The following is a 14,232-nucleotide window of genomic DNA, read 5'->3' on the forward strand; positions in this document are numbered from 1 at the left end:
CGCGCAGCGGGATCGTCGCGCGGGACGCGCGCAGCGGGATCGTCGCGCGGGACGCGCGCAGCGGGATCGTCGCGCGGCACGCGCGCAGCGGGATCGGCTTGCGAAACGTCACTGAGCTCTTCGCACTGAAGGCCTCATGGGAGAACGCGCACATCCTCGGCGTGGTGACGACCGTGATCTACGATCCCGCCCTTCCAAATGAATCGCACCCTCTGATCGGCCATGAGAGATCGGTAGCCGTCGGCGACGATGTCGGAGTAGTGGACGAACAGCACCTCGCCGTCGTCAGCGGTGATTCTTCCGTAGCCCTTCTCCTCCTTGAACCACCGCACCGTGCCGGTGCGGTCCACGCCAAGAAGCTCAGGCCGACGCATGTCCAAATCCTTGCTCACGCTCTGAGCGTAGGCGGCCGCGACGGGCTCGCGTCTCTCCATAAGGGATCCCGCATTGGCACGCCAAGCGAGCCATGAACTACCGCGGCTGTCGGACGAGATCCATTTAGAGGTTCGTCAGCCAGGGATGGCCCGGTAGGGTTCGCTCCAGCCCGGCACGAAGCCAGACCCGTTGTCTCTGGTTGAGGTGGCGCAGCGTGCTTTCAAAGTCGACCGCGTCTTTCTCGCGTAGGCCCTTAGCCTCGATCCACCGATGAGCCGGGGCTGAGCGCGCGCCGTCTGTGACGAGTGGTCATCGGGTGTGTGGGCGTGGCTGTTGGTCTGGCCTTGCTGCCAGGTCGTTCCGGGTTGGTCGTCGTGCCGGTGTCGGCGTGGGCGGTCAGGGTGTCGGTGTCGTTGGTGGTCCGCAGGCGAGGTTGAACAGGTCGCTCCAGGCGGCCTCCCAGGGCCATCCGGTCGGGAGGTGCAGGGTCACTCGTCGCGCTGATGACGCGATCCGGGCGGGCACGGTGATCAGCTTGCGGCGGATGGTCGCGGTGGTGGCCTTGGCGAGTCCCGGGCCGGTGAGGGTCGCGGCTGCTCGGGTGAGGTTGAACGCCATGACGGCCAGCACCAGCCAGGCGGCGTTCGCGGTGAACTTGCCGGAGGGCAGGTGCGCCAGCGCTGCGTGCTTCAGGTCGGCGTGGACCTGTTCGATGACCGCGTGACCGCGGTGGGTCTTGTCCGCGGCCACCGTGTCGGCCACGACCGGGTCGGTGGTAGTGAAGAACCCGTGGAAGCGCCAGGTGTCGAACAACGTCTCTTGGCCGGCCGTCTTCGCTGAGTTGAGGTCGGGGATCCGGCGCACGATCAGACGCCCGGGCACGTGGTTGGTCTTCTTCTGTGCCGCGAACGCGGTGAAGGGAATCTCGGCGACCTCTGCACGGGAGACCCACCGGCTGGACTGCTCGTCGTAGACGGCGTCGGTGTACTCGATGGGGGTCCAGGCGTCCTCGGGTATCGAGGAGATCGCGGTCTTGATCCGGTTGTCCAGGCGCACGGTGACCGAGACGTCCGCACCTGCCTTGAGTGCGGCCGCGATGGTGGGGTGGCCGAAGAACGCTGAGTCGGCGCGCACCAAGGTCTTGGCATCCGTCATCGTGCCAATGGTCTTCAGGGCGTCGGCGACCAGCCGCTTCGCGCCGCGGGGTGAGCCACACGATCCCTTCCGCAGGCGTTGGGCCACGACCACCGGCGCGTTGTCCTTCGTGGACGCGACTGCGAGGAGGGCGTTGAGCCCCCGGACGCCGGAGTAGCCGTACCCCGAGCCCTGCTTGGCGTAGCCGTGGACCTCGATGATGGTGTCGTCGATGTCGACCATCACTCGACCGCTGCCGTCCGGCGAAGACGTCAGCGGCGTCTGGGCAGCCAGACGGGTGAGGAACCGGGAGGCGACTGCGTCGAGCTGACGGACGTGACCGAAGGTGAACGCGCGCAGGAACGAACCCAGTGTCGAGGGCGCGTAGGCGCCAGCGAAAACGCGGCCCATTCCGCCGTGGCGCAGCAGCGCCATGTCGTCGATGGAGTCCGCGCCGGCAACCATCCCGGCCACCAGCGAAGACACCTTCGACCCGGCGTTGGCGCCCTTGTCGGTCGGGACCGACAGGTGCTGCTGGGCCAGTTCCTCCAGGCCGGCGGACCGGGCCAACGCGAGGACTGGGACCAGCCCGGCCGACGACACGAGATTGGGATCATCGAACACTGCAGAGGTCGCGCGAGGCGTGTGGCAAAGTTGCATCTACGAGATGCCCTTCGTGGTGGTGGAAAACGGTCCCTGAAGAAGTCCGATTTTCCCAGCACGTAAGGGCATTCTCACTTCACGACGCGCTCACCCGACCAACCTCATCGGTGGATCGAGGCTTAGCCTTGTATAGCAACTGGATCTCGGGCTGGAGATAGCGAATCCCATCGCGCTGCCACAACGCGTCGCGCATCGCCATGCTCATGGACTCGTCCCGCTTGTACACCCACCGCTCTGTCGTGCCGGGAACAAGCAGGATGTCGAACTCCCACGGCTGCATCGCCGCACACCGGGTCCACACCTGTCCGCAGCCTGGCGGGAGAACGTCGTCGGGCGCGCCGTCCGGGTCGTCTTCGGGGAGCAGCGGGCCGAGCGCGCCACCCGTCGCTGTCCAGACATCGAGCTGACCGGCGAGGTGCCTTCTGAGCACGGGAAGGTCGTCACGCAGAACGCTTACATCAGTGTCCTCGTGCTCGCGCACCACGCCGGTGAACGCCTCCAGAGCCCAGCCGCCAGCTATCCACCACACGCCTGGGTAGCCGTCCATGAGCGCGGCTACGTCCGTCGGCGTGCGCCTAGCTGTACTGACCACACAGGTTGGGCACGAGGTCGGCTGGTGACTTGCCGCTGAGTGCGGTGTGGCCGCGGTGGTGATTGTAGGTGTGGAGCCAGTCGGCGAAGAGGGCTGCTCGCTCGGACTCTGAGGCGTAGGGCCTCGCGTAGGCCCATTCCTCGAGTGTGGTCCGGTTGAACCGCTCGACCTTGCCGTTGGTCTGGGGTCGGTAGGGCCGGGTGCGCTTGTGGGTCACATCGCCCAGACTCTCGGCGAAGAGCTTGGACCGGTAGCAGGCTCCGTTGTCGGTCAAGACCCGTTGCACGGTGATCCCGACGGATGCGAAGTAGGCGTTGGCGCGCGTCCAGAACCCGGCCGCCGTCTCCTTGCGCTCGTCGGTGAGGAGCTCGCTGTAGGCCAGACGGGTGCAGTCATCGACGGCGTTGTGGATGTACCAATAGCCCATCCCGCGGCGTCGGTCGCGCTTGCCCACGGCACGTCCGAGGACCTTGTGGCCGCCCCCGTCGGGAATCCGGCCGAGCTTCTTGATGTCGACGTGCACCAGCTCGCCCGGGTTGGCCCACTCGTAGCGCCTCACATTGCGCCGCACTGATCGCAGCCGGACGCCGGTGGCGGGGTCGGTCCATGCCAGGGGTGGGCACCCATAGCGGCGCAGGATCTTGTGCACGGTCGAGGGCTGCAGGCCGAGTCGATAGGCGATCCGTGCCGGCCCCCAGCGGCGCGTGACGCGCATGCCGATGACGCGCCGCTCCACACGAGACGGGGTTCGGCGCGGGGAGGTCTTGGGGCGTGAGGAGCGATCGACCATCTCGGCCGCGCCGTTGAGTCGATACCGGTCGGCCCACCGCTTCGCGGTGGTGACCGAGCAGTTCCACCGCTCGGCCGCTCGCCGCAAGGTCCACTTCTTGTCGACGACGAGCTTGGCCAGGCGCAGACGTCCGGCTGGGGTGAGCTGAGCGTTAGCGTGGGACACGAAGACCTCCGAGGTTTGAGGAGTGGTTGCGTGGTAGCTCCACACCTCACTCGGAGGTCTTCGTCATCGTCCAGCAGGCACGCCGTACCTAACGTCCGTGGTCAGTACACCTAGCCCACGGGCCGTATAGGCGCCGGAAGTCTTCCTTGCGCAAGTCGTTGATACCCACGCGGGCAGCGTACGGGCCAGCGGCAGGGATTCCCCGGCCTCACCGGACGAGCAGTGGGCAGCCAGCGCCGCAGCCGCATGGTCCCGCCTCGGCCGCCATCCACGCCGCCTACATCGCCTCGGCCGGGAAACCTCCGGCCACCGCACCGACGACCTCGGCCGACGCCTTCGCCCTTGCCGCCCACCACGGCGACGAACACGTCATCAAGCTGGCCGACACCGCGATAGACGCCTACTCCTGGACAGGCGACGACCTCACACAGCAGTCCAGACGGCCGCCGTCCACATCAAACGCGAGTAGTCCGGTACTGCGGCATAGGCCGACCAATACGCCGGGTCCAGATCCGGCCCTTCCGCAAGGCGGAACGACGACCGGCAACTCCTCGCGCTCCCCATGCCCCGGACCGTCTCTGAGAGGATCCGTCATCGGTACGCGCACTCAACGCCAGCCGGACTTACAACCCGCCCCAGCACGCCGGCACCTAACACGACTTCGCATCACGATCACACGCATCGAGGACTACGCGGCGGCCGGAGCGGCACCGTTGTGCTTCGACCGCCGCGCTCGCTCCGGCTACCCCACGACTCCAGCGGTGGCGTGACTCAGCCGGTGGTCAGAGTGCCGTGTACAACGCCTTCTCGAAGTCGCCGTAGAGCTTCCAGGCCTCATGCTCAGTGATGAAGGGCAGCGAGTTGGTGTAGATCGAGGCGCAGATCCCGGTGCTCCGGTCGATGAAGAAGTGGGTGTTGAACAGACCGGCCCAGGCGCCGCTGCCTGCCTTGCGGCCGCCGGGTGAGTCGGCGCCGTTGAGCATCAGGCCGTAGCCCCACTTCCAGCCGGGACCGGCGTGGAGCGTGTCGGTGATCGCCGGGTCGGCGGTTGCGATCTCGGCGGGGAAGTCGAGGTCGCCGATCTGGTTGCTGAACGCCGCGTCGACGGTGCCCTCCTCGAGGATGCGGGTGCCGTCGAGCTCCCCGCCGCGGAGCAGGGCGCGCTCGAAGCGGATGTAGTCGCGCGGGGTGGAGTAGAGGCCGTGGCCGCCGGCCCACCAGTCGGGCTCGGGGTTGAGGATGCTGCCGGCCGAGCCCCACGACCCGTCCTCGCCCTTGACGTGGACCGTCACCGCGTTGTCGCGCTGGGCGTCGCTGGGGTGGAAGGTCGTGTTGCTCATGCCCAGGGGGCCGGCGATGCCCTCCTCGATCACCTCATCGAGCTGCTTCCCAGCCACCGCCTCGACGACCCGGCCGAGCCAGTCGGTGTTGATCCCGTAGACGAACTTCTCGCCGGGGTGCGCGGTCATGGGCGCCTTGAAGGCGTCCATCGAGCCCGGCACCACGTTGGGGATCCCGGTCGCCGCTTCGTACTTCACGAGGTCGTCGTTCCAGAACCAGTAGCCCAAGCCGCTGGTGTGGGTCACAAGCTGGTGGACGGTCGGCGGAGTACGTGGAGCGACCAGGATCGGCTCGTCGCCGTCCCAGCCTTCAAGGACCCTCACGTCCGCGAAGTCCGGCACGTAGTCCGCGACGGGGGCGTCGAAGTCGAGGTCGCCCCGCTCCTTCTGCTGCAGGGCGGCGGTGGTGCACACCATCTTGGTCATGGACATGATCCGGAACTGGGTAGACGTCCCGACCGGGTCGTCGGACTCGCCGGCGATCCGCACGCCAGCCCCACCCTCGTAGAAGACGCCGTCGGCATCCGCGGCGATGGCGGCGACGTGCGGCACCGCCCCGTTGTCCACGCCCTGCCGAAGCACGGCGTCGATCGCCGCGCCGTCGATGGTCCTCGTCATGATGCGTCCTCCTCGTGGTGGGCGCCGGCGTTACCGGTCGCTGTGGCTCACCGTGCTCCTCCGGCGGCGCGCAGGGAACCGCCGTCGCGACGCAGTTCGGTGTGCTCGGACCGCCATCTGGCGGGTCGCATCTCGCGAGTTGCACATTCGTCGGGTCGACCCCTGTCGCGGACGTCCGTCCGGGGCTAGCGTGACGAGGGTGACGAACGTCGTACGCCCCGAGTTCGACCCCGAGCTCAAGGCCGGACTGGCCATCGTGGGGGGCATGTTCCCGCCCACGATCACGCCCGACCTCATCGACTTCATGCGGGTGTCCTACGCCTCGGCCCCACTCGACGACCTCCTCGCCGAGCGCGGGATCGGACGGGTCGACCTAGAGGTGCCGGGGCACGAGGGGACTGCCTTGGCCGTCTCGGTGCTGCGACCGGCCGGGGCCACCTCCGGTCGCCCCGGAGTCCTCTACGCCCACTCCGGCGGGCTGATGTTCGGCGACCGGTTCAGCGGCATCGACCTGGTCCTCGACTGGGTGGACCGGCTGGGCGTGGTCATGGTGACCGTCGAATACCGCCTCGCCCCCGAGTTCCCCGATCCCTATCCCCGCGAGGACATGTACGCCGCCCTCGAGTGGACCGCTTCCCACTGCGAGGACCTCGGGATCCGCTCCGACCGGCTGCTCGTGGCCGGAGCGAGTGCCGGTGGCGGGCTGGCCGCCGGCCTCGCCCTCGCTGCACGCGACCGTGGGGGACCGCGGCTGTGCGGCCAGGTGCTCGACTACCCGATGCTCGACGACCGGGGCACCACAGCGTCGACAGGTCAGTTCGACGGGATCGGCGTGTGGGACCGGGTGAGCAACGAGACCGGCTGGGGCGCCCTGCTCGGGGCGCAGCGAGGAGGCGATCAGGTGTCGCCGTACGCCGCACCGTCGCGGGCCGACGACCTGTCGGGGCTCCCGCCGGCCTTCATCGACGTCGGGGCCGCCGAGATCTTCCGCGACGAGGCCATCGACTATGCCGACGCCATCTGGCGGGCCGGCGGCAACGCCGAGCTGCACGTGTGGGCAGGCGCGTTCCACGCCTGCGACATCTTCGCCCCGCACACAGCAGTCGGGCGCTCGATGATCCAGGCGCGCGACACGTGGGTGGAGAAGATCCTCGGTGACTGAGCGGGAGAAGAGCTGACGTGCAGGAGCTGTTGGGCCGCATCGCGCGTCTCGATCCCAGCGCCAGTCTGGGGTTGCGGGTGATCGCCTGTTTCGACGAGCTGGTCGTCGGCAACGTCAACACGCGTGGCCTCCTCGCCGCCGCTGCATCGCTGGCCGGGTGCTCGGCCGGCTTCCGCCAGGAGCACCCGCGTCGGGTGCTGCGCGTGAGTCCGCGCGGGAGCGTGGTGGACGGTGATCCGCCCGAGCTCGACGCCGAGTTCATGGCCCCCGCCTCGGATGGCCTGGTCGTCTGGCTCGAGCGCGAGGGTGAGGCGCTGCCCAACGACGCGATCACACTTGAACGGCTCGCGCTGGCTGTCCGGATTCGGCACGGTCGCGGTCGGCGCGACCACGACAACCGGCGCCACCTCGGGCTGCTCACCGACCTCGACGTGGCCGCGGAGGAGAGGATCGCCGCGGCGGTCGCCCTCGGTCTCAGCGCCACCGGTCGCTACCGCGTGGCGGCCGCGCCGCTGTTCGCCGTGTGGGTGCGCCACCCGGACGGTCCGGAGGACGTCATTCCCACCCGGCACGGGCCCATCCACGCGATCGTCCTGCCCGAGTCCTACGACGCGTTCGAGGCCAGTCCCTGCGGGGTCGGGATGGTCAGCTCGGTCGACGAGCTCCACCACTCGTTCCGCACCGCGATGGTCGCGCTCCGGTTGTGCGCACCACCGGACGACGGCCTCGTCTGCGCCGACGTCTACGGCGGACTGATCGACATGCTGGCCGACACCCCGGAGGACGCTCACCAGCCCGATGTCGCGCGGATGGATGACGTGGCGAAGCACCCGTGGGGTCTCACGACGGTGGCTGCCATCTTGGCGACCCAGTCGGTGCGCGAGGCAGCGCGCCGGGCTGGAGTACACCACAGCACGCTGAGCACCCGGGTGGATGTCATCTCCGCTGCCCTGGGCTTCGACCCGCTCGACGGGTTCGGTCGTGCCCGCCTCGGCCTGGCCTACCTCAGCCACCGCCTGCGCCGCTCGAAGGTGCTCGATCTACCTGCGCCACCCTTCGGCACCTGACGAAATCGCGACACCGGCCGAGGCGACGCCGGTCGACACGATTGGTCAATCGGTTGATAAGCCACGTTACGGGCACTGACCGAGCGAGGGCCCATTCTCGCTGCGACGACATCCTGGCTGCTCCCGCTCGCCGGCATGTCTAGACGTCCCCGTTTGGCGAACCGCCCGCGGTCATGCGTGCGCGCCGTCGACAATCGGGACGGAGATCGCCCCGTTCCCGGCAGGGGATCCCGCTCCGGTCACCCTCCGGGTGACGATCCCGCACCGGGATGCTCCGCGAGCCCATCCCGCTGCGCGCGTCCCGCGCGACGATCCCGCTGCGCGCGTCCCGCGCGACGATCCCGTACCGGGTCGCAGACACCCACGACGAGGTGCTTCGGGGGAGGTTCTGGCGACACATTCCATGAACGCCGAAGCCGATTGGGTGACTTCCCTGATGCGCCCACTGGCCGGCGGGTGGCACCGTGAGCGCATGCTCTTGAACTTGGAGAAGGGTGTATGGCGGGACCTGACGCGCCGACGCGGGGTCAGCTTTGTGGACCCTCGTCTGGCTCAGCCGGCAAGGGCAGCGCTGGTACTCCAAGCGGCTCACACGCTGCTGCCCGAAGCGGGCGTGACGGCGCTGCCTTCAATTGCCCGTGACGAACTTCAGGAGGGGCTGAGTGGCCCGCTGCGCACAGCTATCGCTGACTCCGACCCGTCCTCGGAGGGAACCGTTGAGGGTTTGCGCGATCAGCTGGTGGGGACACTCGTGGCAACGCCGGGTCGAGTCGGCGCACTCATGCTGGCCGACCGCGTGCACCTGAGCCGGCTCGTCCGCGACGAGATCCCGCCCATCATCGCGTCGGCGTGCGTTTGTTGGTATGGCGCCTACCGCCTTCCTGACGACCCCTATGGTCACCAGATCACCACACTGCGAGGCCTGTACCACTCTTGGCTCACAGTTCCGACGGAGCGACCTCGAATCGAGAAACAGATGCGCGGAGCCGCCGTACAGGTCGTCGGTGGACACCCCGACAGTCTGATTGCGCGACGAGTGTGACTCGGCGTCGACTGGCACGAGCCGATCCTGCACTGGCGCGCTCCACGAGCCGGTCCGCTGCATACGCTGAGGCTGTGACCCAAACCTGGTGCCCGACCACTCCAGGCGTGCTTCGTCTGCCGTCCGGTCGAACGGTCCGGGGCCGTGGCCTGCGGCAGCCGGTGCCGGGTGGTGTGTCTCCGGACTTTGGGCTCTACTTTTTGAGCAGGCCCCCGGCGCCGCCCATGGACTGGGAAGAGCGTTGGGTTCGTTGGCCGGGCTTGCGGTTGCCTGTCGACAAGGCTGACGCGTGGGACGCATTGTGTGAAGCGTGGCGTCGAGCTGGGCGCGAGCGAGTCGAGGTCGCTTGCAGTGGAGGGCGCGGCAGGACAGGCACTGCGCTCGCCTGTCTTGCGGTGCTGGATGGCGTACCGGCCGATCATGCCGTCGCCTTCGTACGCGAGCGCTACGACCGCCGGGCGGTCGAGACGCCCTGGCAGAGGCGCTACGTCGTGCGATTCGGCACCGTGTAGCTGCAGCCGCTGCGGGATCCCGAACTGGTCCCGGCGTTTAGGTGGAGAGGCTTGGGCCAGATCTCACCGAAGGTTCCCGCCGGGCCTTCGGGCGCTCACTAGCTCCTGGTTACGACGGCAAGCGCTAGCGGTCCTCGGCGATATTTCTGTCGAGATGCCGGGAAGACTGACGAGCGTGTGGGGGATCCCACGGCCCCACCCTGCAGCCGCTACGCCCGCTCGACAGGTTGTCGCAAGATCGTGCGCAGCCTCGACGGCTCGACCCGCCGCGCATCGCTGAGGTAGATCTCGTGGTGCTTCCCGGTCATCCGCAGACCTGCACCGGGAACGAACTGCCCGTGCATCTCAGCCAGGACGTCGACCTCATCGTCGTAGGACCCGACGTGCAACGTTTGCACGCAGAGACCCTCCTCGAGACTCTCCAGCCGTACGTCTTCAAGCCTCACCCCGCGCTGCTTCGCGGCCGCCGCGCTCACAGCGTCAGCGAACATCTGCTCCGTGAGCCAGTCAGGCGTCATGATCATCGCGGTCCAGCACCACTGGGACTTATCGCGCGCGGACGTGAAGGAGGTCATGTCTGCGGCCCACCACAGCGCCTCTAGAGGAGGGACGACATAGTCGCGATCGAGTTCCCGCCTGCTGGTGAACTTCAATCCGTAGGCCACCGGGTATAGGGATGCGAGGGCGTCGGCGTACTTCTGGGACGTGTTGGGGTCGCCCCGACCGTCGATCATCAGGTACCTCATCCTGGGCACCTCGACGACCCTGAACTCGCCGGCACGCGCGCGGTACGCGTCGTGCGACTTCTTGAAGTCGACCTTCACCGGTCGAGTATCTCGCGCCGGGTCGCTCCGCGAGCCCATCCCGCACCGGGTCGCTCCGCGAGCCCATCCCGCACCGGGTCGCTCCGCGAGCCCATCCTGCGCTGGCGCGCTCCGCGAGCCAATCCTGCTGCGGTCGCGCTCTGTGTGACCAGTAGTTTGTGGCGCGTTGACCAGCTCGCGCGAGTCACGGTAGCGCCAGCGATCCTCAACGAACTCGCGCTCTGCTCCGGGGTAGACGCCGGGCTCGTGGCCTCTCGGGGACTGCAAGACGAAGCAGGTCCTCTGCCGGGCCGACCGGTCGCTGGCCGGTGAGCCAGACGGCACGTAGCGAGCGGTCGAGGTCGACTCCGTGAACGGGGACCTGGACTAGGCGGCCGGCTGCGACGTCGTCGTGCACTGCCAGGTCGGAGAGCACGGCCGGGCCGGCTCCGGCGATGACTGCGGAGCGGACGCCGCTGCTGGTCGACACCTCGAGCAGGGGTTGGGTGGGGGTGCCGAACGGGGTCAGGGCTCGGTCCAGCGCGGTGCGGGTCCCCGACCCGGCTTCGCGGTGCACCAGCCGCGTTCCGGCCAGCTCCTCAGCCTCTACCGATTTACGGCGCTGGGCCCACGGGTGAGCGGGCGCGACGACGACCACGAGCCGGTCGGTCGCCACGACCTGAGCGGACAGGCCGGAGGGAAGGTCGGGGCCCTCGATGAAGCCGAGGTCGGCGTCGCCCGCGAGAACCGCGGCCGCCGTGGTGTCGCTGTTGCCTGCGGTCAGGCTGACGGCGGTGTCCGGATGCGTGGCGGCCAGCACGACGAGCCAGCCCGGCAGTAGATGCTCGGCCACGGTCAAGCTCGCCGCGACCCGCAGCCGCGCGATGCGGTCGCTGCGCAGGGACGCGATGCCCGCCTCGAGGACGTCCGCAGCAGCGAGGACCCCACGTGCCCACTCGGCCAGCAGTGCACCGTTGGGGGTGAGGTTCGAGCCACGGGCTGAGCGAGTGAGGACCGCGAACCCGACCAGCCGTTCGAGTCCGCGCACCCGTGCGCTCACGGCAGGCTGGCTTAGCCCGCGGGAGGCACCGGCCTTGCTCAGGCTGCCGCTGGCAGCGATCTCGAGGAGCAGCGACAGGGTGTCGAGGTCGGGCACCCGGGTGAGAGTCATCGACCCACTCTAGAGCCCGCCATCAGTCCGGTGGATGACGTCATCGATCCAGGATGTCTACCGAGCGCCCGTCTGCCGGCGCAGGCTGGAAGTACCGACGAAGGAGAATGCCTGTGACCACGGCCCACGAAGCCCCTGTCCACCGACACCGCACCGGCAGCCGCTGCCGCCCGTCCTGCCCGCCCACTCCCGAGCCCGGGCACCGCAGTCCGGTACCTGGGTTGCTCGCCGTCGCAACCGCCACCGGCGTCGCGTTCGGCGTGCATGCCTTGGTCCCAGCGGTGAACCCCTCCACCGTCGCTGTGGTCATCGGCGCGCTCGCGGTCAACATCGGGCTGCACCACCCCTCCCTGCACGTCGGCACCCACGTCGCCTCACACCGGTTCCTGCGCCTGGCCGTCGTGCTGCTTGGCCTGCAGCTGGGGCTGCAACAGCTGCTCGACCTGGGGCCGCGCGGTGCCCTCGTCGTGGTCACCACCGTCACGGTCACGTTCACCGGAACGCGCCTGCTTGGGCGGCTGCTGGGTGTGCCGCCGGCCCGGTCCCTGCTCGTCGCCACCGGCTTCTCGATCTGCGGCGCCTCCGCCGTCGCCGCGATGGAGGAGGTCGCCGGCGGGGACGAGGACGACACGGCGGTCGCAATCGCGCTCGTCACGTTGTGCGGGAGCCTGGCCATCGTGCTGCTCCCGCTGCTTCGTGAGCCCCTCGGGCTCGACCCTGCTGCGTTCGGCAGCTGGGTCGGCGCAAGCGTGCACGACGTGGGCCAGACCGTCGCGACAGCCGACCGCGTACCGGGAGCCCTGACGACCGCGGTCGTCGTCAAGCTCAGCCGCGTCGTGCTCCTCGCCCCGCTCGTCGCCGGGACCGCCGTTGCGCTGCGGCGTCGCACCCCCGCGGCGGCGACGGGGCGCCGCCCACCGCTGCTTCCCCTGTTCGTCGCCGGCTTCCTGGCAGCGATCGCCGTCGCGAGCACCGGGCTCCTGCCCGATCCGGTCCTGCACGGCGCGAAGGTCCTCCAGGAGGTCTTGCTCGCCGCAGCCCTGGTCGGTCTGGGCACCGGGATCCACCTCCCGGTGCTGCGGCGCACCGGAGGCCGCGCGCTGGTGCTCGGCCTCATGTCATGGGTCCTCGTCGCGGGGGTCGCCTACGCCGGCGTACAGCTCACCGGCGCATGACGGGCAAGGGGTGGTGGTCGGTTCGACCAACCCCGCGGTGGGTGGGTCGTGTGGTTCGGGCGCTCCTGCGCCCAACCTGGCCCAACTTGGCCCGACCCTTCGGCGTGATCGTCGGGGATCCCAAACGCTGGGCGGTCCGCGCTGATGTGTTCGGGGTGTCCGGGTTCGCCGGTGAGTGTCGCAGTTGGTTAGCATGAGCGCACACGATGGCGGTGGGGCTCGCCGACAACCGTGGCGGCAGGCCACCAACAGTCCCTACCTGAGACAGGTAGGAGTTCGTGTGCCCGAAAATAGTGACCCCGACGTCGGCGATCTGCCGATCGATCCCGATACGTCCGGTGACAGGCTCACCGGCACGGTCCACCGGTTGCCTTCCTTATTCACGTCGCAGTGGGACGTGCTGCTCGCCATCAGCGCCGGCGGCGCACTGGGGAGCCTGGCACGTTGGGGTGTCGGTGAGCTCCTCCCATGGTCCGGGACCGAGTTCGCGTGGGGGACCTTCGTTGAGAACGTCTCTGGTGGGTTCGCGCTCGGCGTGCTGATGGTGTTCGTGCTGGACGTGTGGCCGTCGCAGCGGTACGTGCGCCCGTTCCTGGGCGTCGGCGTCCTCGGTGGCTACACCACCTTTTCGACCTACATGCTCGACGCACGCCTCCTGCTCGGCGAAGGACAGGTCCTCACCGCGTTCGCATATCTAGGAGGGTCCCTCCTGGCCGGCCTGCTCGCCGTCTGGGCCGGGATCGCCTCCGCACGGTTGATCGCACTCAGGCCGAGACGGTCACGACGCCGACATCTAGCACCTCCCGAGTCTTCCATGTTCGCGCACGACGATGACGAGGTGAGGAACCGATGACGCTGCGGGGTCCAGCGAGCAGGCTGACGATCATGGTGGGGGAGTCCGACCAGGTGCACCACCATCCCGTTTACACCGAGATCGTGCATTTGGCGCACCGGGCCGGGCTGGACGAGGCCAGCGCCTTTCGTGGCATCGAGGGGTTCGGCAAGTCGAACCACATCCGCACCCCCAGGTGTGGTCGCTCCGCAAGGACCCGCCTGTCGCGGTGGTCATCGTGGACACCGACGAGCAGATTCGTGGCTTCCCCGAGCTGGAGCGGCTGGAGCTCGAGGGCATGGTGATCGCGGAGCCGGTCGAGGTCATCCGCTACGCGGGCAGAGGACCAGCCGGCCCGGCCGGCCCGGGGGAGGACCGGCGATGACAGTTGCGATGGTGCTGCTGGGTGGCGCTATCGGCGCTGCGTTGCGCTACCTCACCGATCTGGTCGTCCAGTCCCGCCACGACAGCGTCTTCCCGTGGGGAACCTTCACCGTCAACATGACCGGCTCGCTGGTCTTGGGCGTCACGGCGGCTGCGGTGACCGGCGCTGGGGTGCCGTCGTGGGTGCTGGCCTTGGTCGGCACCGGGTTCTGCGGTGCCCTCACCACGTTCTCCACCTTCGGGTTCGAGACCGTCCGGTTGCTCGAGGAAGGCTCGGTCCTCGCCGCGGGGTTGAACTGCCTCGCGAGCCTGGCGGTCGGTCTGGGCGCGTGCGCCGGCGGGTACGCGATGACGGCCGCGCTCCTGTGAGCGAGGTGACGCCGGTCCGAGGACCGCGGCCGCGCTGG

The 14,232-nt window shown here is 68.9% G+C and carries 13 protein-coding genes and 1 pseudogene; 7 read left to right on the forward strand and 7 right to left on the reverse strand.

Translation table 11 applies throughout. The annotated features are described in order from the left end of the window. Positions 1-134: 134 nt before the first annotated feature. From Q1B24_RS20960 to Q1B24_RS20980, 5 genes are all read right to left on the reverse strand, one after another. Entirely contained in the window at positions 135-374 is a 240-nt protein-coding gene (locus Q1B24_RS20960) for a cold shock domain-containing protein (RefSeq protein WP_366916569.1), read from the reverse strand. Between the two features lie 397 nt (positions 375-771). Next, a complete protein-coding gene (locus Q1B24_RS20965; protein WP_299932559.1) occupies positions 772-2,169 on the reverse strand; it encodes an IS1380 family transposase in 1,398 nt (465 codons plus the stop codon). 79 nt (positions 2,170-2,248) lie between these two features. Further along, positions 2,249-2,719: a hypothetical protein gene (locus tag Q1B24_RS20970; protein ID WP_299932562.1), complete on the reverse strand. Its 471-nt coding sequence runs from the start codon at positions 2,717-2,719 to the stop codon at positions 2,249-2,251. Positions 2,720-2,747: 28 nt separating this feature from the next. Beyond that, complete coding sequence (locus Q1B24_RS20975; RefSeq protein WP_299932563.1) at positions 2,748-3,719, reverse strand: IS481 family transposase; 972 nt, start codon at positions 3,717-3,719, stop codon at positions 2,748-2,750. 782 nt (positions 3,720-4,501) lie between these two features. Beyond that, positions 4,502-5,677, reverse strand: a complete 1,176-nt coding sequence (locus Q1B24_RS20980; RefSeq protein ID WP_299932565.1) for a serine hydrolase domain-containing protein — start codon at positions 5,675-5,677, stop codon at positions 4,502-4,504. Positions 5,678-5,876: 199 nt separating this feature from the next. Here Q1B24_RS20980 and Q1B24_RS20985 point away from each other — a divergent pair, with 199 nt between their 5' ends. From Q1B24_RS20985 to Q1B24_RS20995, 3 genes are all read left to right on the forward strand, one after another. Next, positions 5,877-6,839 (forward strand): alpha/beta hydrolase, encoded by a 963-nt coding sequence (locus tag Q1B24_RS20985; protein WP_198652364.1) that lies wholly within the window; start codon positions 5,877-5,879, stop codon positions 6,837-6,839. 17 nt (positions 6,840-6,856) lie between these two features. Continuing rightward, positions 6,857-7,906 carry a helix-turn-helix domain-containing protein gene (locus Q1B24_RS20990; protein WP_107705824.1) on the forward strand — a complete coding sequence of 350 codons (1,050 nt, stop codon included), beginning with the start codon at positions 6,857-6,859 and terminating at the stop codon, positions 7,904-7,906. 403 nt (positions 7,907-8,309) lie between these two features. Further along, entirely contained in the window at positions 8,310-8,948 is a 639-nt protein-coding gene (locus Q1B24_RS20995) for a hypothetical protein (protein WP_299932582.1), read from the forward strand. 721 nt (positions 8,949-9,669) lie between these two features. On the opposite strand, the gene Q1B24_RS21000 is transcribed toward Q1B24_RS20995, so the two are convergent. Continuing rightward, entirely contained in the window at positions 9,670-10,284 is a 615-nt protein-coding gene (locus tag Q1B24_RS21000) for a GyrI-like domain-containing protein (RefSeq protein WP_299932585.1), read from the reverse strand. Between the two features lie 205 nt (positions 10,285-10,489). Further along, positions 10,490-11,434, reverse strand: a complete 945-nt coding sequence (locus tag Q1B24_RS21005) for a LysR family transcriptional regulator (RefSeq protein WP_299932588.1) — start codon at positions 11,432-11,434, stop codon at positions 10,490-10,492. Positions 11,435-11,541: 107 nt separating this feature from the next. Between Q1B24_RS21005 and Q1B24_RS21010 the strand changes: the two genes are divergently transcribed. The 4 genes and pseudogenes from Q1B24_RS21010 (at position 11,542) to crcB (ending at position 14,194) form a co-directional block, all read left to right on the forward strand. After that, positions 11,542-12,609, forward strand: coding sequence for a putative sulfate exporter family transporter (locus tag Q1B24_RS21010; RefSeq protein ID WP_084622977.1), 1,068 nt, complete (start codon positions 11,542-11,544; stop codon positions 12,607-12,609). Positions 12,610-12,889: 280 nt separating this feature from the next. Next, positions 12,890-13,462, forward strand: coding sequence for a CrcB family protein (locus tag Q1B24_RS21015; protein ID WP_299932599.1), 573 nt, complete (start codon positions 12,890-12,892; stop codon positions 13,460-13,462). 32 nt (positions 13,463-13,494) lie between these two features. Next, positions 13,495-13,826 (forward strand): annotated as a pseudogene (locus tag Q1B24_RS21020) (DUF190 domain-containing protein). Continuing rightward, positions 13,823-14,194 (forward strand): fluoride efflux transporter CrcB, encoded by a 372-nt coding sequence (gene crcB / locus Q1B24_RS21025; RefSeq protein ID WP_299932602.1) that lies wholly within the window; start codon positions 13,823-13,825, stop codon positions 14,192-14,194. The pseudogene Q1B24_RS21020 and the gene crcB overlap by 4 nt, the downstream one beginning before the upstream one ends. Positions 14,195-14,232 lie beyond the last annotated feature (38 nt).

This window comes from uncultured Nocardioides sp. (assembly GCF_947488025.1).
Taxonomy (GTDB): domain Bacteria; phylum Actinomycetota; class Actinomycetes; order Propionibacteriales; family Nocardioidaceae; genus Nocardioides.